Below are 22,144 nucleotides of genomic sequence, written 5' to 3' on the forward strand. Positions count from 1 at the left end.
ATGGTCGGGGGGACGTTCGATCCCCTGCATGCCGGGCACCGGAAACTTCTCGCCCGCTCCTTCGAGCTCGCCGGGCCCGACGGGGAGGTGACCATCGGGTTGACGACCGACGAGTTTGCCGGCGCAAAGGTGCACCCCGTCCACACGTACCGGGAACGGCTGGAGAGTATCACGTCTTTTATCCGGGAGCACGGTTACACCGCCGCATGGAAGGTCGAACCGCTCGCCGACCGCTACGGCAGCGCCCTTGACGCGGACTTCGATATCCTCGTCGTCTCCGAGGAGACCTTCCCGGTTGCCGTGGAGATCAACGAACTCCGGCGCGAGCGCGGGAAGAAAAAGGTGGATCTTCACGAGATCTCGTGCGTCCTCGCCGAAGACGGGCGGCGGATCTCGAGCACCCGGATCTGCCGGGGGGAGATCGACCGGCAGGGACGCCTGATCAGATGATGTGGTTTGCGATATCGTCCTTGATCAGCCAGTCGCAATAGAGGCAGTGCAGCCCTTTTGGGAGCACCTCGAACGTGCTCTCCACCGGCTCGTTCGTGTTCGTGATGCAGCCGGGGTTCGGGCACCTGACCACGCCTTTGAGAACCTTCGGGATCTCCACGCCCTTCATCTCCACCACGCGATAGTCCCGGATGATGTTGATCTTTGCCTGCGGTGCAAGCAGGGCGATCCGGTCGACTTCCTCCGTGCGGAGTTCCCAGTTCTCTATCTTGACGATGTCCTTCTTCCGCATCCGCTTGCTCTCGACGTTCGTCGCGATGCTCAGGCATTCCCGGGTCGAGCCGGTGATGCCGAGGATCCGCAGGACGTTCAGCGCCTCGCCTGCCGTGATATGGTCGATGACGGTGCCGTTCCTGATAGGGCTGACGAGCAACCCCCGCGACGGGTCTTTCGTGCTCATTTCATCACCTCGTGGAGGAGCGCCATCCTGATGGGCACGCCGTTCCTCGCCTGCTCGAAGTAGCGCGCATACGGCGTACGGTCCACCGCCGGGTCGATCTCCCCGGCGCGCGGGAGGGGATGGAGGATCATCAGATGGTCCTTCACCGCGGCGAGAAGGTCGGCCGTGATCCGGTAACTGGACGCGACGTTGTAGTACGACGCCGAGTCCGGGAACCGTTCGCGCTGGATTCTCGTGACGTAGAGGACGTCGAGTTCCCGGATCGCCTCCTCGACGTTCGGGTGCTCGACGACCTCCATGCCGCGCTCCCGGAGTTCGAGGGCTATGTTCGCCGGCATCTCGAGCCCCCGGGGCGCGATCGTGTGCAGCGTGACGCCGTAGAGGGAGAGGGCGAGCGCCAGCGAGTGCGCGGTCCTGCCGTAGCGGAGATCCCCTAAAAGCCCGACGTCGATCCCGTCGATCGGCATCGACTGCCTGATGGTGTAGAGGTCGAGCAGCGTCTGGCTCGGGTGCTGCCCCGCGCCGTCGCCGGCGTTGATGACCGGCACCGAGGCGAACTCGCTTGCCAGCCTGGCCGCCCCCTCCTTCGGGTGGCGGAGCACGATGGCGTCCGCGTAACCGCTTACCACCCGGATGGTGTCTGCGAGCGTCTCTCCCTTGACGATGGAACTTGCCTCCACGGAATCGACGCTGATCGACCGCCCGCCCAGCCGGGCCATGGCCGTCGCAAACGACATCCTTGTCCTGGTACTGGGCTCGAAGAAGAGAAGAGCCACGAGTTTATCGTCAAGTATCCCGGGCCGATAATCGCCGGTATCAAACTCCTGTGCCCGGTCAAGCAGGTAATCGAGATCCCTGCGTTCAAAATCGCGGATAGAGATAATGTGGTACATCGTGCGGCTACCTTCCGGGGCTTTCAATCCGGCGTGCAGGCGCCCGGATTGTTCCGCCCCTCTTCTCTCCTGAATAATGATTCACCCCGCACCCACTAAATACCTTTTTTTCCGGGTGCGTGCCCGGCCCCCATGGCAACCTTTGTCACCTTCGCCTCCCTACCACTTACTCCTGGAGAAGATCTTATGGCCGAACAACAGGAAGAGTATGCTCCTGAGGTCTGCTGCCACTGTGAGGGGGCCGGGTGCATGTACTGCAACAAAAAAGGCACCGTGATGGTGCTGCAGCCATCGCAGAAGTGCAGGCACTGCGGCGGGGACTGCTGCATCTACTGCGGCTACACCGGGTGGGAACGCCCGCTGAAGGAGTATTAACACTCTATTTTCGTGCGATTGTGACGTAGCCGCTGTGGGCGACCCTGGTCGACGGGCGGGTTCCCCGGGCGGAGCGCGTCAGTTCCCGTTCCATGCATTCGTAGCAGTGGACGTCGCGGAAGAGCGGCCCTGCGGCATCGAGCGCGACGAACGTGTGTTCGAGGAACGGCGTGTAGCAGGAGAGATAGCCGCCGGGGGTAAGGAGCGAGAAGGCGTGCTCCACGTGCGCCGGCGTTATCGTGAGGTCCAGGTGAACGACGTCGAACTCGCCGGTCGCTTGAAGCATATCGGCCGCGACCACCTCGACGTTCTCGAGGCGGGCGTTTTTGATGTTCTTCTCCGCAAGTTTGGCGAACTCCGGGCGCACCTCGTAGGTCTTCACCTCGCGGGCGATGCTCCCGAAGTAGATCGCGGCGACGCCGCTCCCGGTGCCGGCGTCGAGGACCCGGTCGTCGCGGTTCATCCCCGTATAGGCGATCACCATACCGATATCCTTCGGGAGCATCGGGGCTCCGCTCCGTTTTGCGTGGACAAAAAAGTCGGTCGGCCGGGGACGAAGGACCCTGAACGGGACGTCGAGGTGGGTCCGGATCTCGTCCCCGGGTTTCACCCCCGCGAGCGCCGCCAGATCGATCATCCCCCGGTCGGTGGAGAACTGCCCCTCGCCCGCCGTCACGAAGTACTCCCGATCCTCGCCGACGAGCAGGAGCCGTTCGCCCGTCTCGATCATTGCTGCGCGAGTTTCAGGATCGCTTCGGCGATGTCGCCGCGAGTCTCGACGAGCGCCGCCCGCGCGGCCTCCTCGGTTGCCCCTGTCTGGGATGCGACGAGGACGACGTCGTCGTCGGGGATCTCCGGGACCGCCTCCTCGAACCGGGCCTCCCCCGTGAGCTGGTAGGTGGTGGTCCCCTGCATGGTGGTCGCGATGACCTGGGCATCGTCAAAGACGTAGTTTCCCGCTGGCGTGTAGATGACAACCTTCTCCACGCCCTCGATCTCCTCCATCTCCATGCCCATCTGCTTCATCATCTGCTTCATCTTTTTCGGGTTCATTTTTCCTGGAAACATTCGGATCCTCTCCCCTGCCGTACTTTTACCGCTACACCGTAATTAAATGCCAGCATCTCCCGCCCGGAGAGCATGGCCGCCCCGGTGGCGAGGAGCAGGTCGTCGCCGGTCACCACCAGCACCTCGTCCCCTGCACGGATGCCCTCGTCGGCGGCGACGACGTGTTTTGCCATCGCGTTCTTTCCGTCCGCGATGAACGCCGCCACGTCCTCCTGCACCGCCACGCGGTAGGCCGGTGGGGGAAGGTGGGCGGCAAGCCGCTCCGCTCCGGTTATCCCGAGGGTCAGGCGGCCGTCCTGTGCGCGAACGGTCGCAAGCCTCTCCTTTCCGATGCGCACCTGGCGGATGCGCCCGGTTGTGGAGAACTGGAAGGTGCATCCCTCGGGGAAGACCGCGGCTCCGGCCCCGGCGCCGAACTGGAAGTCAGCTATCGTCCGGATCCGCTGAAGCGAACTGTCGTTTGAGTATTCGGTTGACACTATCAACAAACTCCTCTTCTGTGTCGTGGGGAATGAACGCCCCGGCCGCGATCCGGTGTCCGCCGCCTGCGCCGCCGACCTCTGCCGATGCCTCGATGAGCGCCTCGCAGAGATCGACCCCGCGGCCGAGCGCCCACTCGTTCGTCCGCATCGAGACCTTGGTGACTTCCGGCTCGTCCACCATCGCGGCGAGCACCATCATCGGTTTCTTCCAGTTCAGTTTGGAGAGCGCCATCCCCGCCCCGATCCCGACGATGGTGTCGGGGAACCGGTCGCCGGTGTGGACGTACTGGAGGTGGGATAACTCGGTCACCCCGGCATCGAGGATGTACTGGAGCAGGTCGCGGATGACCGATCGGTGGTGGGCGAGCATGTGCTCCGCGTCGCGGTAGGCCTCCCCGCGCTCCCCGCGGCAGATGCTGCTCCCAACCTTCGGTTTCGCCCACCGGCCGCAGGCGTTCAAGAGGGTGGCATACTCGGAGGCGTTCCGGAGCGGCGTCCGCTCCGGCTCGTCGGGGAAGATGTAGGTCTCGGCGAGCAGGCGGTCGGTCTCCCTCCCGTGGGCGATGAGCTGCTGGGCGAGGCCGCTGATGATCGTGCGCCGGTCCTCGAACGGGAGTTCTTCCCAGACGAGCCACCCGCCCCGTGGGTTCTTCAGCGTAACACCGAGCCTCTCGAGGAACCGGAGTGCTGCGTTCGTGTTGTTCGAGATCCCGTCGATGTAGGGATCGTCGCAGTAGCCGAGGCAGACGTGGACCGGGCGGGTGGACGTCCCGTAGCAATTCAGGTCATGGTCCTGCACGATGATGTTGCCGTACTCCACGCCGTCCCGGACGATCTCGCGTGCCGGGCCGACCAGCCCGCAGTTCTCCCGGGCCATCATGTCCCCGACGTTCCCGACCACGGCGAGTTTGGCGAGGTCGGTGCCTGTCGGGTCGATCGCCTTCGCGACCAGATACGCGATTCCGGCGGCGCTCATCCGGGTGATCCCGTGATCGAGGCTGTTGACCATGGGGTAGGCCGTGCCGCAGGGCTGGCCGACGTGGTGGTCGAGGATCAGGACTTCGTCGGCACAGAGGCCGTGCTCCTCGAGAAGGTTCTGCTGCCCGGCGCCGAGGTCGGCGAAGAGTTTCAGGGACCCGTCTTTCGGGACGTGGCGCATCGCCATCGGTTCGAGCTGGCGGACGAAGACGGAGTCGACAGCCATGCCCTCGCGGGTGAGCGCCTGCGCGAGGATCGCCTCCGTGCTGATGCCGTCGGCGTCGATGTGGGAGATGATCGTCACCGACTCCGCTTCACCGATGATATCCGCCGCTCTCCGCACATCGTTCTCGAGGCTCATCTCCATAGTAGTGGGTGGTGAAGGGTCAATAATGCATGGGAGTGGGGAGGGATCGGGGGTTTGGGAAGGTCGGCGAAGTGGAGAACTGGAGCATGAGTGGTTTGAGTCTTCAAGCGACGGACTTATGCAATCCGCACCCACTGGTGTTTACATTCTTCTCGGTTGCACATGCCCTTACACGGATTTTCACTGGATGTCGCCATTGGTGCTCGAGTTTCTGCCCCTACACCTTGCGGTGCTCAAACTCCTGCCCATAGGACAGTCGCATTCCGTTAGAACATCGTACCTTCGGCCAGCCGCCAGTCCAAGACCTTCGGTCTTCCCCGGCTCCGATTCTTCGCACCTCACGGTGCTCACGCTCCCGGCCTCTGGTCAGTCGCGTACCGAATCATCGCCTCTCGCCACGCACTGCCCGCCCCCAAGGGGGGCGGGAGGAGCGCGAAGCGCGGGTGGTGGGGGTCACAGGCAGAGCCTTACGGGGTAGAGACAGGGGAGGGAGGGTACTCCCCCCTCGAAGAACTTCGTTCTTCTCGTGTTCGCTACGCTCACACCTCGAAACTCTTCGAGTTTCTCATGCTCACTCCGTTCGCACCTCGCACCTATCGGTGCTCAAGCTCGCTTCGCTCGCACTCCGCACCCTTCGGGTGCTCGAACTCCGTTCCTGCGGAACATCGCACTCCCCGTCAGCCCCTCGCACCTGACGGTGCTCATGCTCCTGCCCTTCGGCCAGTCGCACTCCCCAATGGCGATATCCACAGGAAATCCGTGTAAGGCACGTGCGGTCGAGAACAATCCCGACACTCGTGGGTGCACCGCGTATACGGCGTATGGTGCACGGTATGCGACCGAGCAATCCAGGCACCAGTGGGTGCATTGGTTGCCCCTTAGATGCTCATCTGTCAACACTGCCCTAAACCGGCAGCCTCCCCGGCATCTCTCCGGGTGGAAACTAAAACTATCTAAGAAAGAAACGCCAAGCACCGATCAGACAACGCTCCTGGAGGTACAGAACATGACGACAAACGATATGCGGGAGTTTCTGGAGACCGGCGTGATCGACGCCGGCCGGATGCGGGCAGTCGAAGGGAACGCCGTTGCGCTCGGCCAGCCGTCGCTTTTGATGATGGAGAGCGCCGGGAGGGCGGTCGCGGATGCCGTCCTCGCCCGCGGTCCCTCCCGCGTCCTCGTCCTCTGCGGGAGGGGGAACAACGGCGGCGACGGGATGGTGGCGGCCCGCTACCTCCAGCATCTCGACGCCGTCGACGTCGTCTACCCCGACTGCGGCCCGATGACCGCCTCGGCCGCCATCCAGATCGCTCTCCTCCGGCACTGCTCCGTATCCCTCCTCCCCGTCCGGTGCGCCGCGGACGTCGACGCGCTCTCCCGCCTCTTTGACGGAGCAGATATCATCGTCGACGCGATGCTCGGCACCGGGGTGTCGGGCGCGGTGCGGGAGCCGCTCGCGACCCTCGTTGCCCGGGCGAACGCGAGCGGCGTCCCAATCGTCGCCGTCGACGTCCCCACCCCGGGCATCCGTGCGAGCCGGGTCGTATCGTTCCACCGCCCCAAGGTGGAGGGCGCGGACGTCGCGGATATCGGCATCCCGCTCGAGGCCGAGATCTTCACCGGCCCCGGAGACCTCACGCTCGTCCCGGCCCGGGCATCCGGCGCCCACAAGGGTGCCGGCGGCGAGGTCCTCGTCGTCGGCGGCGGGCCCTACCAGGGGGCGCCCTACATCGCGGCGATGGGGGCGCTCCGTGCCGGGGCCGACATCGTGCGGGTCGCCTCCCCCGCGTACGTCCCCATGCCCGACCTGATCTACGAGCGCCTGGAGGGGAAGGCGATCACCGCCGACCACCTGGAGACGATTCTTTCGCTCGTCGACCGGGCGGACGTGGTCGTCTGCGGGATGGGCCTCGGGAAAGAGAGCCACGGCGTCGTGCTCGCTGTCGCGGAGGCGGCGAAGCGGGCGGTCTTCGATGCCGATGCGCTCGCCCGGCCCCTGCCGGCGGCGAAGGAGACGATTTACACCCCGCACGCGGGCGAGTTCGCCCGGATGACCGGGACGGAGCCCCCGGCGGACCTTACGGCGCGCGGCCGGTGCGTGAAGGCCGCCGCGACGGGGGGGACCATCCTGCTCAAGGGCCCGGTCGACATCGTATCCGACGGCTCGCGGGTCAGGTTCAACCGGACCGGAACTCCCGCCATGACCACCGGAGGGACGGGCGACCTGCTCGCCGGCGTGGCGGGCGCGCTCTTCTGCCGGATCCCTACGTTCGAGGCCGCCTGCATCGCCGCGTACGTCAACGGCAGGGCCGGGATGCTCGCCGCAGGGGAGCGCGGGGAGGGCATGCTCGCGACCGATATGCCCGGCTATATCCCGGAAATTCTCTTCCGGCGCCCCGCACCGGAATGAACTGCCCTAAGCCGCCTTCTTTTATCCCTTAAAAGACAGAAGATCTCCTGCGATACACATGAGCGAGTCCGGCGAACACGGCAAGACCCCGGTCTTCACCCACATCGAGAACGACCGCGCACAGATGGTGGACATCTCGGCAAAGACCGAGGTCGTCCGGGAAGCGGTTGCGAGCGGCAGGATCTACCTCCGGAGCGAGACGCTCCAGGCCATTCGGGAAGGAACCACGGTCAAAGGCAACGTTTTAGCGACCGCACGGGTGGCGGCAACCCTCGCGGTGAAAGACACCCCGCGCCTCATCCCCATGTGCCACCCCATACCGCTCGGGGGCATCACCATCGACTTCGAAGAGGGCGACGGCTACATCGAGGCGACCGCCCGTGTCAAGTCCTACGGGCGGACGGGCGTCGAGATGGAAGCGCTCACCGGTGTCTCCGTCGCCCTTCTCACCGTCTGGGACATGGTCAAGTCGGCGGAGAAGGATGAGAACGGGCAGTACCCGGTCACCCGGATGGACGCCATCCGCGTCGTGGAGAAGCGCAAGGGCGTGTAGGTCTTCCTGCAAGGCTGAGGGGCGGCAAAAGCAATCCTTTATTTGCGCTCCCGTCAACCTGTTAGGAACCACGGGATACGTCCCGGAAAGGAATGTGGCGGAAACGCTGAACCTGAGGTGATTCTAAACATGGCAAAATCGATGTATGCCTACGTACGCGAGGCATGGAAGCGGCCTGACCGGTCGGAAGTGAAAGGTCTCCTCTGGGAGCGCCTCCAGACCTGGCGGCGCGAGGGGAGTATCGTGCGCGTGGAGCACCCTGCCCGGATCGACCGGGCCCGGTCGCTCGGCTACAAGGCCAAGCAGGGAATCGTCGTCGTGCGGGTCAAGGTCCGCCGCGGCGGCCGGAGGAAGCCCCGCTACATCCGCGGACGTAGATCCGCACGCATGGGCATGCGCCGGCTGACCCCGGCAAAGAGCCTGCAGCGCATAGCCGAGGAGCGCGCGTCCCGCAAGTTCCCGAACATGGAGGCCTTAAACTCCTACTGGGTCGGTGAGGACGGACGGTCCCGGTGGTTCGAGGTCATCATGGTCGACGGGCACCACCCGTCGATCAGAAGCGACCGCAACCTCGCATGGCTGGCCGACCCGGTTCACCGGGGCCGGGCGGAACGCGGCAAGACCTCTGCCGGCATGAAGGGACGCGGGATGCGGACGCGCGGGCGCGGAACAGAGAAGACGCGCCCGAGCATCCGCTCCCATGCGAACCGCGGCAAATAAATACTTTTTTTTCATACGGCTTACCCACGATGAAGATTACGGACGCCTGTGTACATCCCTATCCTGCCGGCGACTCGACGCTTGCCCGGATGGCGATCGAGGCGGCAGAACTCGGGTTCGACAGCATCGTTGCTATCGGAGACGCCAGGAACAGGTACCCCGGAATCGAAGTTCTCCGGGGTGCCGTGATCTGTGCTGCGTCTCAAAAAGAGGTTATCAGGCAGGTGCGCAGTCCCGCTGTCCGGGATGCCGACGTGGTCTTTGTCAATGCAGGCGACATCTCCTTCAACCGGGCAGTTGCCGCGGTGAAAGAGGTGCACGTCATCAGGAACATCCACGCCACCCGGAGGAACGCCTTCGACCACGTCGCCGCACGGACGGCGGCGGAGCGTGGCGTGGCGATGGACATCTCGATGGCCCCCATCGTCCACCTCCGCGGGACGAAGCGCCAGAAAGCGCTGCAGCGGTATGCGGATATCCTCTCGCTGCAGCGGCGCTACGGCTTTCCACTGACGATATCGTCGGATGCCCGCTCGATACTCGGGCAGCGGTCGGTCCGCGATATCCGGGGTCTCTGCGCACTCTTCGGCATGACCGGGGCGGAAGTGGGCGAAGCGCTCTCGTCCGTCGGCCGGATCACCGAACCGCACCAGCCTGTGAGGGTGGTCGGATGAAGCCGAGGCCCCCGACGATGCGGGCGAAGCGGCGCTATATCCTGGCGCGGATCCTCCCCTACGGAATGGCGGCGGACCAGAAACAGGTATATCTCTCGGTCATCGAAGCCGCGACTTCGCTTCTCGGCGATGCGGCTGTCGGGTTTGCGCAGCCTGCGGTGGTCTTCTGCGAAGGAGGGTACGCTGTCGTCCGGTGCCGGCGGGGGACGGAGAAGGATATCGCCACCGCCCTTGCAACGGTCAGCGCGATCGCCGACGAACGGGCCGCACTCAGGACGGTCGCCGTCTCCGGGACCATTCATGCACTGCGGCGCCGGATGAAGCCTATCCGGCCCCTCTCCGGGGCCGGGGACGTGAAGTTCGGGGAAACCTATTTCACGGTGTACCGCTATCCGCGTCAAAAGGTTGATTTGGTTGAAAAAGGTATTAAGCATCAGAAGTCATTGTTTTTCACCGAAGCCGATTTGGAGGAACGATAATGCAACCACAATATCAGATGGGATATGACCGGGCGATCACTGTCTTCAGCCCGGACGGAAGGCTTTACCAGGTTGAATACGCCAGAGAAGCGGTGAAACGGGGCACGACGGCCGTCGGAATCAAGTGCAGCGAAGGCGTCGTGCTGATCGTCGATAAAAGGGTGACTTCACGTCTCCTCGAACCGGTCTCCATTGAGAAGATCTTCAAGATCGACACGCACATCGGTGTGGCATCCTCCGGCCTCGTCGGCGATGCGCGGTCCCTCGTGGACAGGGCCCGGGTCGAGTCCCAGATTAACCGGGTCTCCTACAACGAGCCGATCAACGTCGAGATTCTCGCCAAAAAGCTCTGCGACCACATGCAGACCTACACCCAGTTCGGCGGTGCACGCCCCTACGGGACCGCTCTCCTGATCGCAGGGATCAGCGATGGGGAGGCACGGCTCTTCGAGACCGATCCGAGCGGCACGCTGCTCGAGTACAAGGCGACCGGGATCGGAACCGGGCGGCCGGCGGTCATGAAGGTCTTCGAGGACGAGTACCGGGAGGATGCGGATTTCACCGGCGCCATCCAGCTCGGCATCAAGGCCCTGCACGCCGCGACAGAGGGCAAGCTCGACGTGAGCGCCATCGAGATCGGCGTCGTCTCCATCGAGACCCGGGAGTTCCGGAAGCTGGAGAAGGACGAAGTAAAGGCATACGTCGACCAGTTCGAAGAGTGAGCCGCCCGTATGATACCCCTGGACCAGGCTGTCGTAGCCCGGCTTGAGAGCCACGGAGAACGGTTTGAGGTGCTTGTCGATCCCGACCAGGCCATGCGTATCCGGCAGGGAGAGGAGATCGACCTGGAGGAGGTTGTCGCGGCCGACTCCATCTTCTCGAACGCCGCTCATGCCGAACGGGCTTCCGACGAGGCCCTCATGAAAGTCTTCAAGACGACCGAGTTCGAGCCGGCCGCACTCCGTATCATCCAGAAGGGTGAGATCCATCTCACCTCCGAACAGCGCCGCCACCTTATCGCGGAGAAGCGGAACCGGATCATCACGTTCATCGCGAGGAACGCCGTCAATCCGCAGTCCGGGTACCCTCACCCGCCGCAGCGCATCGAGCTCGCCATGGAAGAGGCGAGGGTGAACATCGACCCCTTCAAATCCGTCGAGGAGCAGGTCAAAGAGGTGGTCAAGGCACTCCGCCCCATCCTTCCCATCCGGTTCGAGGAAGTCCGGATCGCCGTGAAGATCCCGGCGGATTATGCCGCAAGGGCTTATGGGGAGCTCCAGACCGCGACGACGATCGAGCAGAACGAGTGGCAGAAGGACGGTTCCTGGATCGCCGTCGTCAGGATCCCGGCGGGCATTCAGGAAGAGTTCTACGACCTGATCAACAAACTCTCCAGGGGCAATGCAGAGACCCGGATCATCGAACGGGTGTCGTGAGTAACTATATTAATCGACAGCACAAAAATTAGAGGACATATTGAGGTACGCGAAATGGCAAGTCGCAGACAGAAAGCCAAGGGCAGGGTAGTCGGAAGTTCCGGGCGTTTTGGTCCGAGGTATGGCCGGTTTATCCGGAAGAGAGTAAACCAGATCGAAAAGGTCTCCCGCGCGAGCCACGCCTGCCCCCGCTGCGACCAGACAGCGGTCAAGCGCGAGGGAACGGGGATCTGGACGTGCCGCAAGTGCGGATTCAAGTTTGCAGGCGGCAGCTACGTCCCGGAAACGCCGGCAATGCGCGTCGCCACACGGAGCATCGAGCGTTCGCTGCAGAAGGAGGGCTAATCGGACGTGGCTGCCTATAAGTGCGCTCGCTGTAAACAAAAAGTGGAAATCGACGTCAATATACGCTGTCCCTACTGTGGACACCGCATCCTCTTCAAGGAACGCGGAGCCGGGATAAAAGATCTGAAGGCTCGATGACGGTCGTCACGACGTCACGAAAACCGGTCCCGGAGATACGTTCTCTTGCACGGGATCTGGCGTTCTCGATCGGCGCCGGGTATATCACCCGTGGGAAGGCGGGCATGGGTGAACTCCTCTCCCTCGACGAGCCGGTTCTGATCGTCTCGAAATCCGGCCCTTTTTTTCTCGTTCAGGTCTTTTCTGACGGTGAACCGGTTACAGAGATCCGCGTCAGGTCGTTTTCCGTCGAGGAGCGGCCCGGAGCGATTGTCCGCGGGCTCTTCGTCTCGGATCGCTCCGTGTACGAGGCGCTTGAGGGCCACGTCGACGTGGCGTTTGCCGGTGAGACCCTCTCAGGACACCGTATTGTCTTTGACGGGACGCAACGGAAACGCTACACCTTAAAGGTCGTCCCATGACGCATACGGCAGTCTTCCGGTTCATCACCGACGATGCCCGCGCCCTCTACCTCTCCGTCTGCCAGGAGATGGGCGACGTGGGAGACCGGTCGTCCGTCCACCTAAGGCTTGAGGACGAGGATACGCTCGTCCTCGAGGTGACCGCCACCGATATACCCGCGCTCCGGGCGGCCCTGAACACCTGGCTTCGGCTGATCACCATAGCCATCGAGATGCGGGAGATCGCGGTCCCGTCTGATGCGTCCCGGTAGGGAGGCGGAGACGAAGTTCTCTCTTTTGAACCCTCACATTTTATGGGCTTCACGCCCCTATCATGTAGAGAAAGAGGGCGGAGGGCCGGACTGGCCCCCTGTCCGCCACCCGAAATATTGTTACCGATCTTCGTCCCATTCGAGGAGGTTGATGAATATGGAAAACATCCCACCGAAAGTGCAGAACCAGCTGGCGATGCTTCAGCAGATGCAGCAGCAGCTCCAGACCGTGGTCTCACAGAAAGCACAGTACGAACTGACGATCCGTGAAGCCAGGCGGGCGGTCGAGGACCTCGCCGAAGTCCCCGAAGATGCGGCGGTCTTCATGAACGTCGGCAGCGTCATGATGCAGAAGGGCAAGGAGCAAGTGCTTGCTTCCTTGAACGAGCGTATCGAGACGCTCGATCTCCGCGTCAAGTCGCTCGAGAAACAGGAGAAGGCCCTGCAGGGCAGGTTCGAGCAGTTATCCTCACAGATCAGGGGAGCGCTGGAAGGTAAACAGCAGCCTCCCGGCCCCGCCTGATCCCTGAACTTTTTTTGTAAATGGAGTGAGGTGTTCACTCCTCCCGCTCGCGGTCGTTCTTCTGCGTCCGGCAGACGAGGTTGATCGCGTTGATCACCGCCTCGACCGATGCGAGGATGATGTCGTCGCTTGAGGCGCTGGCATCGAAGACCCGGCCCCGCTCGTCCTCGATGGCGATGGTGACGTGTCCGAGAGCATCGGTGCCCCCGGAGATCGCCTCGATGTTGAACTCCTTGAGCTGGACCGGGGCCGGGATGATCCCGAGGATTGCCCGCACGGCCGCGTCCACCGGCCCGTTGCCGATGCTCGAGAAGGCGTGTTCCTCTCCATTCACGATCGCCCGGACACTGGCTGTCGGGATCACGTGGTTTCCCGTCATGATGGCGACGTCCTGGAGCTTCAGGGTCTTTTCGTCGGGCGCGAGCTGCATGACGCTTTCGGCGATCTCGTAGAGGTCCGCGTCCGTCACCCGCTTGCCCTTGCCGGCGATCGCCTTCACCCGCAGGACGATCTCGTCGAGTTGCGCGTCGGCGGGCTCCATGTGAACCTCGCCGAGCATCTGCCTGACCGCATGCCTCCCGGCATGTTTGCCGAGTTTCAGTCTGCGCCGGTGGCCGACCATCTCCGGCGTCATGATCCCGGGCTCGAACGTGTCCGACCGGGTGATCACGCCGTGGGAGTGGATCCCGCTCTCGTGGGCAAAGGCGTTCTCGCCGACGATCGGCTGCGTGGCCGGGATGCTCATCCCCGCGTAGCGGGAGACGATCCTTGAGGTCTCGACGAGGCCCGTCGTCCGGATACCGGTATCGATCCCGTAGATGGACGATAACGCCATCACCGTCTGTGCGAGGTCGGCGTTGCCCGCCCGCTCGCCGAGGCCGTTCACCGTCACCTGCACCTGGGAGGCGCCGCTCTCGACAGCTGCGATGGTGTTCGCCACCGCAAGCCCGAAGTCGTTGTGACAGTGGACGTCGATCGGGCAGTTCACCTCCCGTTCGATCCGCTCGATGAGGCGTTTCATGGTCGTCGGGGTGATCACGCCGACGGTGTCGGGCACGTTGATGATCGTCGCTCCGGCGTCCACCGCAACGCGGTATACCTCTATCAGGTAATCCCAGTCGGTCCTGGTGGCGTCCATGGCGGAGAACATGCACCGGTCGACGTGGTCGCGGGCATACGCGATGATCTCGCCGGTGGTCTCGAGGACCTGCTCGCGGGTCTTTTTGATGGTGTACTCGCGCTGGACGTCGGAGGTCGGGATGAAGACGTGGACCATATCGACGTCGCAGTCGATGCACGCATCCACGTCGGCCGGGAGCGACCGCGCAAGGCCGCAGACCTGCGCCGAAAGATCGAGACCTTTGATGGCCTTGACGATCTCGCGCTCGGCATCGGAAGATGCGGGAAAGCCCGCTTCGATGGCGTGGACTCCTATTCCGGAGAGCTGTTCTGCAATACCGAGTTTCTCTTCGAGCGTGAACGAGATGCCCGGTGTTTGTTCACCGTCGCGCAGTGTGGTGTCGAAAACAGTGACGTTCTTTTTCGCACGGCTATCGGTGAAGAAGACAGTACGCTTCAGCGTTCCCAGGTGCTTCAGCGTTTGTAGGGTTCATACCTATCCATTATCCGAGGTCGTATATAAACAATGACGTCCTGGTCGTGCAATGCCCGGAGGATTCGACGAAATCTATAATAACCTCTCCCGACAACATTATTAGAGCAGAGACCCGCCTTAACTCAGACTGGTAGAGTGCGCGGCTGTAGTATAGTATTCGCTCTCGGGCGAACTGCGCGGCTACCGCGATGTCCCCGGTTCGAATCCGGGAGGCGGGATCCCCTCGAACATTGAGTGCCCAGGTAGTGTAGTGGCCTATCATGACGGCCTGTCACGCCGTCGACACGGATTCGAATTCCGTCCTGGGCGTCATTTTCTTTCACTTTTTCCAGGTATCAGCGGAGCAGGCCTACGGCAGTCCGTAGTACGCTGGAAGGCCCCGAGAGTGTGCCGATAAACCCCGTAAGTCCGCTGTCGGTAATCGGCGCTGTAGGAAGCAATTATATATCAGATTTTAATTTTATCTTTCAGATAAAATATATATACCATAACGTGGTATCCGGTGTCATGCACGCTCCGGGAAAATGGATTGAGAGCGATCCCGTATTCGGCACTCTGGGGACGCTCATCCTCGGGACAGGCCTTCTTGTTTTCACAGGTCTGGTCATATATGCCTCCGGGTTTCTGATCTGACGGCAGGAAGCGGCCGCCGGGATACGGTGCCTTCAACAGGTCCCGGCGGTCCTGAGAACTTATTAGATAGCCGCTTCAATGTGTGATGTAAAAGCCCTTACACCACGGATGTGACGCAGGATGACTCATAGTGTGCCACCGGAGAACAGAGACGAACGTTCGAATAACCAGGACCTGCAGACTCTACTCTCCCGGCTCTCCGATCCGGATAAAGCGGTGCGGGCCGGGGCTATGCACGCCCTGGTCGCGATCGGAAACCCCGCCGTGCCCGCCTGCATTGCCTTGCTGCAGAACGATGATTGGAAGGTGCGCTATCGTGCGGCGGAAGCGCTCGGACTGATCGGTGACGGCGAGGCGTATGCGCCCCTCACCGCCGCCCTCGACGACGAAAAAGACCATGTCCGTTACATGGCGGCGAAGGGGCTCGGGCTGCTCGGCGATCCCCGGGCGGTTGCGCGCCTTCGCGCCATGCAACACGACGAGAATGAGTTCGTGCGGCGGAGTGCCGCCCGATCGCTTAGCATGATCGGCGGCGAGGAGGCGGTTCTGGCGCTGCGTGCCGCCCTGGAGGGTGAGGCGACGGACGGCGTCCGTGCGGCAATCCTCGAGGCGCTCCGCGATATAGGTACGGACGGGGTTTAGGGCTTAGCGACGATCACCGTGGTGTTGTCGGTGCTTGCCGCGTCCCTGGCGGCCTCAAGCAGCCTCCGGCACGCCGTATCGGGGTCGCCGGCGAGCACGATCTCCCGGATGGCGCTCGCCGGGACGTAGTCGTGGAGCCCGTCCGAACTGAGCACCAGGACTCCCCCGGCGAGATCCCGTTCGTCGAGATCGACCTGCACCCGTGCTGCGAGGCCGAGCGCCTGAGTCAGGATGTTCTTTCCCGGGTGGCTCATCGCCTCGGCGGGGGTGATTACCCCCGCTGCCACCAGGCCCTGGACGTAATTCTGGTCGCGCGTATGCCAGACGGACGCAGGCGTAATGATATGCATCCTGCTGTCGCCCACCGTGCCGATCCAGCACCTGCCCGACTCATTCACAATCGCCGCCGAGAGTGTTGTTCCTGCGTTCAGGCCGTTTTCCCGATTATATGCATATATGGCGGTATTTGTCCGCTGGAACGCGCGTTCGAGCACGGTGGCGGGTCCGGTCTCCGGGAGATCCTTGCCTGCGGTCTCCTCAAGGATCTCGACCGCCATCCTGCTTGCAACCTCTCCGCAGGCATGCCCGCCGAGCCCGTCGGCGACGGCGAATACGTGGTAGCCGTTTATCCTGCCGGTAAAGTAGGCGTCCTCGTTCTGCTCTCGCCCTCCGGTATCGCTCATCGCCGCATACCGGAGCCCTGACCGTTCCTTCACCTGCACCACACAATTCTGGGCGTTTCGAGCGAATATTCTTTTGGTGGCGGTCTCTTCCCGCCTCTCACGGGAACCCACGGTAGAGTCCGTTCTCCCTTGCGCAGCGAATGGCATATTGGTACTCCCGCGACATGATCGGGCGCTGCAGTGCCGCAAGCACCGGGCTCCTCCCTCCCCCGGCCGCCCTCCACGCCGGGTGGTACTGGGCCATGATGTTCACGTAGGAGTCCCGCGATATCTCTTCGGCGATGAATTTCAGCACTATCTCGCTGTTCGCGAGGTTTCCCGGGAGCACCAGGTGCCTGATGATCATGCCCCGCACCGCAAGGCCGTCCCTGATCACCAGGTCCCCGACCTGCCGGTGCATCTCCTTCAATGCGGCCTGCATGCGGGCGGTGTAGCCGGGGGCATGGGAGAGTTCCAGCGCCACGTCGTCACGCCCGTACTTCGCGTCCGGCATGTAGATATCGATGACGCCGTCGAGGAGCCGCAGGGTCTCCACGGAGTCGTAGCCACCGCTGTTGTAGACCAGCGGGACGTTGAGGCCCCGGGGGGCGGCGATGGCGACCGCACCGAGGATCTGGGGGACGACGTGCGAGGGGGAGACGAGGTTGATGTTGTGGCACCGGCGCTCCTGCAGGTGAAGCATGATCCCGGCGAGGTCTTCGTTCGAGACGGCGTAGCCGACCCCGCACTGGCTGATCTCGTAGTTCTGGCAGAACTCGCACCGCATGTTGCAGCCCGCGAAGAATATCGTCCCCGACCCGTTCGTCCCCACGAGGGGGGGCTCTTCGCCGAAATGCGGGCTGTAACTTGAGACTCGCGGCGAAAGACCGGTCCGGCAGAACCCCAGTTCGTCCTCGATACGGTTCACGCGGCATTCCTGGGGGCAGACGACGCAGTCGCGGAGCACCTCGTGCGCCCGCCGCGCCCGCTCCTCCAGTTCGCCGCTCCCGGATAGGCGTACGTATCCGGGTAGTTGGGATCGTTCTGCTTCTGCCATGATCCTCCCTGGGCCTGAAGAGGAAGAAGGTTTACCCCGGTATAATCTCCGGGTGCGCCTGCGTCCGCTGCGGAACCCGAAGATTGACGGGGAAGTTTCTTGGGGGGTGGAGGCCGTAAGTCCGTGTCCCCCGGGCAGTATCTCCTTCCGGGTCGCCGGCGCCCTGAATCATTTTAAAAAGATTTATATATTAAGTAATATATTTCTCATTCGTATGTCCGGCGACAGCAACCGTCCGCACAGAATCCCTGTCGGCAAGGTGATCGTCGTCCTTGTCGTCCTCGGCGTAGCCGTCATCTGGGGCGCCGAGATCTTTTCGTCCGTAGGTACGATGGTCGCCGGGACACTGGGTGTACCGGGCCTCGATTCATCCCGGGTCACCGCCGAAGACCTGGAAACGGGACAAAAAACCATCAACCTTCCGTACGTTCTCCGCGGCAAACCGGGTTCGATCCGGTTCGATGCCTACCGGGGCGTCAACGATTACCTTTCCACGAAGTACCCCGCCTTGTTGCGCGATGAGCACGACTACTGGCTCCAGTTTATCGACGAGAGCATCCAGGACCGGTACCTCAAACAGCTGACCGACAACATCCGGGCTGCCGAGGCCGACCGCGACAACCAGGTGCGGGCCGCGATCAGCATGGTGCAAAAGATCGAGTACGCTGATTACTCGTTCGATACGGCGGCAAAATACCCGTACCACGTGCTCTACCACGAGAACGGGGACTGCGACGAGAAGTCGCTCCTGCTCGCGTACCTTCTCCGTGAACTGGGATACGGCGTCGCGGTCTTCGAATTCGAGCAGGAGAGCCATATGGCCGTGGGCATCCGGGCGCCGGCGGAGTACTGCTACCGGAACACCGGGTACGCGTTCATCGAGACCACGGTGCCGTCCATCCCGACCGATGCCGGAGGAGATTACGGGGGAACCGGCGAGAAGCTGACGTCGAACCCGAAGGTCTTCGTCGTGGCGGACGGAGACTCCTTCGAGGGAGTCTGGCGGGAGCATACCGACGCCGTCGAGTGGAACAAGATACGGGGCATGGGCCCCAAACTGGACCAGTACACGTACGGCCGTTACCGGAACCTAGCTCAGTCGTATGGGATGGAGTACTAGGCCCCGTGCCGCGCGGAGGACGCGGCACCGCTCCGGCTCACCGGGAGCCTGCGTAAGGCGGATGAAAGAGAGCGAGCGCGCTCTCTCGGATACGCACGGCACGTACCTGCTGGTTGCCGTAACCATCATTCTCGCCGCGCTTGTCCTGCTGCTGCTGCTTGCGATGGTCCCGTCCTCGTTGTGGACACAGCCCCCGCAGACACCGATCATTATCACCGGGATTACGCACACGAGCGAAGAGACCGGGCAGCTGACCTACGCAAGCAGGGTCACCCTCAAGAACAACGGCAGTACGGTATACGAGAACGACTGCCTGAAAGCGGTTTTTTACAAGAACGGCCAGAAGGTCTGCATCGTCCAGACTTTGAACGGCCACCTTCTCATCCCGTCGCACCATTACGGGGTAAAGACCCTCGGCGGCGAGGGTTGTCGCACCCCCTACTGGAACCCGGGCGAGGAGATGACGGCGGATCTTTCCGACGGGACGTTCTGCCCGGGAGCCGAGGTCACGGTGGAGATCGTGGATAAACGCGACGGGAAGGTGGTATCGAAGCACACAGTGAGGGCATGAGGCGGACCGCTTCCAAAGGCCATGTTTTTGTACCGGAACGCTCCTAGAGACTATTATGTTCAGTTCGATACTCGTGGCGGTCGACGGTTCGGAGATCGGCCACCGGGCGCTCGAAGAGGCTCTGGATATCGCCCGCGTCATGGATGCCCCCGTGCATGCCATACACGTCGTCCAGACCGGCACATACCCCACGCTGATCTTGAGCGAGCTCGAACCGCCGGATGTCGCCCAGCAGGCGCTTCTCGATGCACTCGACCGGGAGGCGAACGAGTTCCTCGCCGATGCGGAGCGGGAGGCGGCAGCAGCCGGCGTCCGGATAACCATCCACAAGCGCTGGGGGCACCCCGGAGCAGAGATCACCGCGCTCGCACAGGAACTCGGCGCCGACCTGACCGTGGTCGGGTCGCACGGCAGGGGCCGGATCGACCGTTTCTTCCTCGGAAGCGTCAGCTCCTACGTCGTCGACCACGCGACGTCAACGGTCATGGTCGTCCGGGTCAACCCCTGACGACCGGACGACGGCCCTGGCGATGAGCCGTGCCACCCTGACCGGCTCGGGCATCCTGCCTTCACGCGTGAAGTCGTTGCAGAGCCTCGCGGCATCCTCGAGAGAGAGTCCGTAGGGGCGGATAAAAAGCGTATACCCGGAGTGCAGCCGAACGGGGATCCGGCCGCCGAGCCGCCGGTATGCCGCGAGCCTGGCGTCGTCGTCGGGGAAGTGACGGCGGATCTCCTCCTCGAGCCCATCCGACTCTTCGTAGGTGGTGACGATGACGGGAAGACCGCTCGCGCCCTGCACCGCCGCCGGGTCGATGATGTTGTACCAGGCGACGACGCTCCCGCTGATCATCAGGAGGTTGATGTCGCGGCGGGCAAGACGGTGGAAGATCCGGATGACCGCATCGGTGGCGTCCGACCCGCCGACGGTCATCCGGGCGAAGGCAGCTCCGTCGATCCGGAGGTCCTTTCGCATGACGACGCCGGCAAGGGTGGACTGCTCCCGCCCCGAATAACTCTCGGCGATACCGAGAGCGCGGAGCCCCGATTTGACTACGTGCATGCGAAGTCCTTATGTTGCTCAATCGGATATAGTACACCGATGAACGTCGAGCGAGATGAGGTCTGTATCTTCATCCCCACGTTAAACGAGGCCCCGACGATCGGTGAGCTGGTCGAGGGATTCCGGCAGCGCGGCTTTGAGCACATCCTCGTCATGGACGGGAACAGCACCGATAAAACACCCGATATCGCACGGGCCGCGGGAGCGGTTGTCCGGACACAGGAGGGAAAGGGAAAGGGCAACGCCATCATCGAGGCCGTGGGGGTCATCGATAAGCCCTACGTGCTCATGCTCGACGGCGACGGCACCTACTCGCCGGATGACGCGGAGAAGATGCTCGAACCCCTCGGCCGGGGATTCGATCACGTCATCGGCGACCGCCTCGTCAACCCCGAGGCGGGTGCATTCACCGGGTTGAACCTCCTCGGCAACCAGCTCCTCAACGTGATGTTTCGGATAGCGCACGGAAAGGCTCTCAACGATATTCTCTCCGGCTACCGCGCCTTCACCCTTCAGTCGATCCGGCAGATGACCCTCAAAGAGGCGGGGTTCGAGATCGAGACGGAGATGGCGGTCGAGGCGGTGAGGAACGGGCAGCGGGTCACGGTCGTCCCGGTCCGGTACCTCGCGAGGCCCGGCACCGTCACCAAGTTAAACCCGTTCCAGGACGGCCTCAGAATTTTCTCGACGATATACCGTCTCGCGAAGATGAACAACCCGATCTTTTACTTCGGGATCATCGGCCTCTTCATATCGCTTGTCGGGGGCGCCATCGGCGTCTACGTCGTCCTCGAGTGGCTCAAGAACATCGAGCACCTGCCGCTCACCATCCTCACGGTCCTCCTGATCACGATGGGTTTTCAGATCTTTATGTTCGGCGTGATCAGCGACATGCTGCTCGGGTTTCACCGCGAGACCACCCGCCAGATCGAGCAGTTACAGAACCCTCCGAAGCCTCCCCGATAAAAAGAGGATCCGGCAGGCGTACTCGGCGATCGAGGTGTAGATATACGCCTCATCGAGCGTTTTTCCGGCGGCAAACGTCCCGTGTCCCCGGACGATGACGATGTGGCCGTCGCGGAGCGCCCCGGTGACATTCTCTGCGATCTCGTCGGTCCCGGGGTTCCCGGTGACGACCGGGATCGTTGGACAGAGCATTCCCCCCTCGCTGTCGACGGGCCGGATGAGTTCGGTATCGAGCGAGGCGGCAACGGCGTGGACCGGGTGGGCGTGGACGATCGCACAATGGGGCGTCTCCCGGTAGACCGCCCGGTGGACCCGGTACTCGCTCGAGGCCTCGCGCGGGGCGTCGCCCGCATCCGGCACAAAGACCGGCATCTCCCCCGAATCAAGGTACGCGCCGGATCGGGTGATGTTAAAGCCGCCCTCGCCCCGAACGCTCATGTTCCCGAAATTCGCTCCGACGAGCCCTTCCAAAAAGAGCCTCTTTCCAATCCGTTCGAACTCCCGATCCAGCATTTTCGGCACCCTGACTTTCGTACAGAATGGTTTGGCGTGCTCGGGGATATGTGCATGCCGCTTGGGGTGCGGTGAGGAGGGTTGGGTGTGCTGAGGGGGAAGGGTGGTGGTATGGGTTTGGACGGTCAAGTAGGAATTAAGAAAGGGTTGTAGAAATGTCAAACTTGGGAGGCATCGTTCTCGGTGCTCGAACTCCTGGCCTCTGGCCAGTCGCACTGCGCAACTCGCAGCCTTCGGCACTCGAACTCCGCTCCAAGTATTTACGCAGCAAACCCGGTACAGTGGACCGTGGGGGTATCGCC

31 protein-coding genes and 2 tRNA genes are annotated in these 22,144 nt (G+C 62.8%); 22 read left to right on the plus strand and 11 right to left on the minus strand.

The genetic code is table 11. The annotated features are described in order from the left end of the window. Window positions 1-450: phosphopantetheine adenylyltransferase (locus BRA62_RS09670; RefSeq protein ID WP_292366365.1), on the plus strand; the 450-nt coding region annotated here is incomplete at its 5' end. Here the strand turns inward: BRA62_RS09670 and pyrI are convergent. Then, window positions 443-910, minus strand: coding sequence for an aspartate carbamoyltransferase regulatory subunit (gene pyrI / locus BRA62_RS09675; protein WP_292366366.1), 468 nt, complete (start codon window positions 908-910; stop codon window positions 443-445). The two genes, BRA62_RS09670 and pyrI, sit on opposite strands and share 8 nt — an antisense overlap. Continuing rightward, the gene (gene pyrB, locus BRA62_RS09680; protein WP_292366367.1) at window positions 907-1,803 is read right to left on the minus strand and encodes an aspartate carbamoyltransferase; all 897 of its coding nucleotides are present in this window, start codon (window positions 1,801-1,803) and stop codon (window positions 907-909) included. The genes pyrI and pyrB overlap by 4 nt, the downstream gene beginning before the upstream one ends. A gap of 186 nt (window positions 1,804-1,989) precedes the next feature. On the opposite strand from pyrB, the gene BRA62_RS09685 reads away from it, so the two are divergent. After that, window positions 1,990-2,178: a hypothetical protein gene (locus BRA62_RS09685; protein WP_292366368.1), complete on the plus strand. Its 189-nt coding sequence runs from the start codon at window positions 1,990-1,992 to the stop codon at window positions 2,176-2,178. 4 nt (window positions 2,179-2,182) lie between these two features. On the opposite strand, the gene BRA62_RS09690 is transcribed toward BRA62_RS09685, so the two are convergent. Genes BRA62_RS09690 through BRA62_RS09705 form a run of 4 tightly spaced genes read right to left on the minus strand, consistent with a single transcriptional unit; the run spans window position 2,183 to window position 5,067 of the window. Continuing rightward, a complete protein-coding gene (locus tag BRA62_RS09690; protein ID WP_292366369.1) occupies window positions 2,183-2,908 on the minus strand; it encodes a methyltransferase domain-containing protein in 726 nt (241 codons plus the stop codon). Further along, window positions 2,905-3,246, minus strand: a complete 342-nt coding sequence (locus tag BRA62_RS09695; protein WP_292366370.1) for a nascent polypeptide-associated complex protein — start codon at window positions 3,244-3,246, stop codon at window positions 2,905-2,907. Before BRA62_RS09695 ends, BRA62_RS09690 begins: the two co-directional genes overlap by 4 nt. Next, on the minus strand, window positions 3,228-3,725 hold the full coding sequence (locus BRA62_RS09700; RefSeq protein WP_292366371.1) for a PUA domain-containing protein: 498 nt from the start codon (window positions 3,723-3,725) through the stop codon (window positions 3,228-3,230). The genes BRA62_RS09695 and BRA62_RS09700 overlap by 19 nt, the downstream gene beginning before the upstream one ends. Next, entirely contained in the window at window positions 3,670-5,067 is a 1,398-nt protein-coding gene (locus BRA62_RS09705) for a single-stranded-DNA-specific exonuclease RecJ (protein WP_292366372.1), read from the minus strand. The genes BRA62_RS09700 and BRA62_RS09705 overlap by 56 nt, the downstream gene beginning before the upstream one ends. Before the next feature lie 1,012 nt (window positions 5,068-6,079). Here BRA62_RS09705 and BRA62_RS09710 point away from each other — a divergent pair. The 12 genes from BRA62_RS09710 to BRA62_RS09765 all read left to right on the plus strand — a co-directional run bounded on the left by BRA62_RS09710 (window position 6,080) and on the right by BRA62_RS09765 (window position 13,003). Continuing rightward, entirely contained in the window at window positions 6,080-7,483 is a 1,404-nt protein-coding gene (locus tag BRA62_RS09710) for an NAD(P)H-hydrate dehydratase (RefSeq protein WP_292366373.1), read from the plus strand. A gap of 58 nt (window positions 7,484-7,541) precedes the next feature. Next, window positions 7,542-8,036 (plus strand): cyclic pyranopterin monophosphate synthase MoaC, encoded by a 495-nt coding sequence (gene moaC, locus BRA62_RS09715; protein ID WP_292366374.1) that lies wholly within the window; start codon window positions 7,542-7,544, stop codon window positions 8,034-8,036. Window positions 8,037-8,165: 129 nt separating this feature from the next. After that, window positions 8,166-8,756, plus strand: a complete 591-nt coding sequence (locus tag BRA62_RS09720; RefSeq protein WP_292366375.1) for a 50S ribosomal protein L15e — start codon at window positions 8,166-8,168, stop codon at window positions 8,754-8,756. 29 nt (window positions 8,757-8,785) lie between these two features. Continuing rightward, a complete protein-coding gene (locus BRA62_RS09725) occupies window positions 8,786-9,430 on the plus strand; it encodes an RNase P subunit p30 family protein (protein WP_292366376.1) in 645 nt (214 codons plus the stop codon). Then, window positions 9,427-9,909 carry an Rpp14/Pop5 family protein gene (locus BRA62_RS09730; RefSeq protein WP_292366377.1) on the plus strand — a complete coding sequence of 161 codons (483 nt, stop codon included), beginning with the start codon at window positions 9,427-9,429 and terminating at the stop codon, window positions 9,907-9,909. The genes BRA62_RS09725 and BRA62_RS09730 overlap by 4 nt, the downstream gene beginning before the upstream one ends. Continuing rightward, window positions 9,909-10,631, plus strand: a complete 723-nt coding sequence (gene psmA / locus BRA62_RS09735; RefSeq protein ID WP_292366378.1) for an archaeal proteasome endopeptidase complex subunit alpha — start codon at window positions 9,909-9,911, stop codon at window positions 10,629-10,631. The genes BRA62_RS09730 and psmA overlap by 1 nt, the downstream gene beginning before the upstream one ends. A 9-nt stretch (window positions 10,632-10,640) precedes the next feature. After that, a complete protein-coding gene (locus BRA62_RS09740) occupies window positions 10,641-11,345 on the plus strand; it encodes a ribosome assembly factor SBDS (protein WP_292366379.1) in 705 nt (234 codons plus the stop codon). A 54-nt stretch (window positions 11,346-11,399) separates the two neighbouring features. Next, complete coding sequence (locus tag BRA62_RS09745; RefSeq protein ID WP_292366380.1) at window positions 11,400-11,690, plus strand: 50S ribosomal protein L37ae; 291 nt, start codon at window positions 11,400-11,402, stop codon at window positions 11,688-11,690. A 6-nt stretch (window positions 11,691-11,696) separates the two neighbouring features. Then, a complete protein-coding gene (locus BRA62_RS09750) occupies window positions 11,697-11,828 on the plus strand; it encodes a DNA-directed RNA polymerase subunit P (protein ID WP_011844513.1) in 132 nt (43 codons plus the stop codon). Next, complete coding sequence (locus BRA62_RS09755) at window positions 11,825-12,229, plus strand: hypothetical protein (protein ID WP_292366381.1); 405 nt, start codon at window positions 11,825-11,827, stop codon at window positions 12,227-12,229. The genes BRA62_RS09750 and BRA62_RS09755 overlap by 4 nt, the downstream gene beginning before the upstream one ends. Further along, a complete protein-coding gene (locus BRA62_RS09760; RefSeq protein ID WP_292366382.1) occupies window positions 12,226-12,480 on the plus strand; it encodes a KEOPS complex subunit Pcc1 in 255 nt (84 codons plus the stop codon). The genes BRA62_RS09755 and BRA62_RS09760 overlap by 4 nt, the downstream gene beginning before the upstream one ends. Before the next feature lie 157 nt (window positions 12,481-12,637). Continuing rightward, the gene (locus BRA62_RS09765; RefSeq protein ID WP_292366383.1) at window positions 12,638-13,003 is read left to right on the plus strand and encodes a prefoldin subunit beta; all 366 of its coding nucleotides are present in this window, start codon (window positions 12,638-12,640) and stop codon (window positions 13,001-13,003) included. A gap of 34 nt (window positions 13,004-13,037) precedes the next feature. Here the strand turns inward: BRA62_RS09765 and BRA62_RS09770 are convergent, their stop codons facing one another. After that, window positions 13,038-14,582: a 2-isopropylmalate synthase gene (locus tag BRA62_RS09770; protein WP_292366438.1), complete on the minus strand. Its 1,545-nt coding sequence runs from the start codon at window positions 14,580-14,582 to the stop codon at window positions 13,038-13,040. A 147-nt stretch (window positions 14,583-14,729) separates the two neighbouring features. Here BRA62_RS09770 and BRA62_RS09775 point away from each other — a divergent pair. The 4 genes from BRA62_RS09775 (at window position 14,730) to BRA62_RS09790 (ending at window position 15,893) form a co-directional block, all read left to right on the plus strand. Then, window positions 14,730-14,836: transfer RNA gene (locus tag BRA62_RS09775), tRNA-Tyr, on the plus strand. Between the two features lie 18 nt (window positions 14,837-14,854). After that, window positions 14,855-14,927 (plus strand) — tRNA-Asp (locus BRA62_RS09780). 198 nt (window positions 14,928-15,125) lie between these two features. Next, window positions 15,126-15,251 (plus strand): hypothetical protein, encoded by a 126-nt coding sequence (locus BRA62_RS09785; protein WP_292366384.1) that lies wholly within the window; start codon window positions 15,126-15,128, stop codon window positions 15,249-15,251. Window positions 15,252-15,371: 120 nt separating this feature from the next. After that, window positions 15,372-15,893, plus strand: a complete 522-nt coding sequence (locus tag BRA62_RS09790) for a HEAT repeat domain-containing protein (protein WP_292366385.1) — start codon at window positions 15,372-15,374, stop codon at window positions 15,891-15,893. Here BRA62_RS09790 and BRA62_RS09795 read toward each other — a convergent pair. Then, window positions 15,890-16,615 carry a PP2C family protein-serine/threonine phosphatase gene (locus tag BRA62_RS09795; protein WP_292366386.1) on the minus strand — a complete coding sequence of 242 codons (726 nt, stop codon included), beginning with the start codon at window positions 16,613-16,615 and terminating at the stop codon, window positions 15,890-15,892. The two genes, BRA62_RS09790 and BRA62_RS09795, sit on opposite strands and share 4 nt — an antisense overlap. 58 nt (window positions 16,616-16,673) lie before the next feature. Beyond that, window positions 16,674-17,612 (minus strand): radical SAM protein, encoded by a 939-nt coding sequence (locus BRA62_RS09800; protein ID WP_292366387.1) that lies wholly within the window; start codon window positions 17,610-17,612, stop codon window positions 16,674-16,676. A 214-nt stretch (window positions 17,613-17,826) separates the two neighbouring features. Between BRA62_RS09800 and BRA62_RS09805 the strand changes: the two genes are divergently transcribed. The 3 genes from BRA62_RS09805 to BRA62_RS09815 all read left to right on the plus strand — a co-directional run bounded on the left by BRA62_RS09805 (window position 17,827) and on the right by BRA62_RS09815 (window position 19,811). Beyond that, complete coding sequence (locus BRA62_RS09805; protein WP_292366388.1) at window positions 17,827-18,732, plus strand: transglutaminase domain-containing protein; 906 nt, start codon at window positions 17,827-17,829, stop codon at window positions 18,730-18,732. A gap of 61 nt (window positions 18,733-18,793) precedes the next feature. Beyond that, a complete protein-coding gene (locus BRA62_RS09810; RefSeq protein ID WP_292366389.1) occupies window positions 18,794-19,303 on the plus strand; it encodes a type IV pilin in 510 nt (169 codons plus the stop codon). Between the two features lie 55 nt (window positions 19,304-19,358). Continuing rightward, on the plus strand, window positions 19,359-19,811 hold the full coding sequence (locus tag BRA62_RS09815) for a universal stress protein (protein ID WP_292366390.1): 453 nt from the start codon (window positions 19,359-19,361) through the stop codon (window positions 19,809-19,811). Here the strand turns inward: BRA62_RS09815 and BRA62_RS09820 are convergent. Continuing rightward, the gene (locus BRA62_RS09820; protein ID WP_292366391.1) at window positions 19,779-20,363 is read right to left on the minus strand and encodes a DUF99 family protein; all 585 of its coding nucleotides are present in this window, start codon (window positions 20,361-20,363) and stop codon (window positions 19,779-19,781) included. The genes BRA62_RS09815 and BRA62_RS09820 overlap by 33 nt on opposite strands. 39 nt (window positions 20,364-20,402) lie before the next feature. Between BRA62_RS09820 and aglJ the strand changes: the two genes are divergently transcribed. Then, window positions 20,403-21,329 (plus strand): S-layer glycoprotein N-glycosyltransferase AglJ, encoded by a 927-nt coding sequence (gene aglJ / locus BRA62_RS09825; protein ID WP_292366392.1) that lies wholly within the window; start codon window positions 20,403-20,405, stop codon window positions 21,327-21,329. On the opposite strand, the gene BRA62_RS09830 is transcribed toward aglJ, so the two are convergent. Further along, window positions 21,300-21,842: an aldolase gene (locus BRA62_RS09830; protein WP_292366393.1), complete on the minus strand. Its 543-nt coding sequence runs from the start codon at window positions 21,840-21,842 to the stop codon at window positions 21,300-21,302. The genes aglJ and BRA62_RS09830 overlap by 30 nt on opposite strands. Window positions 21,843-22,144 lie beyond the last annotated feature (302 nt).

It is taken from the genome of Methanoculleus sp. UBA208, from assembly GCF_002498065.1.
Lineage (GTDB): Archaea > Halobacteriota > Methanomicrobia > Methanomicrobiales > Methanoculleaceae > Methanoculleus.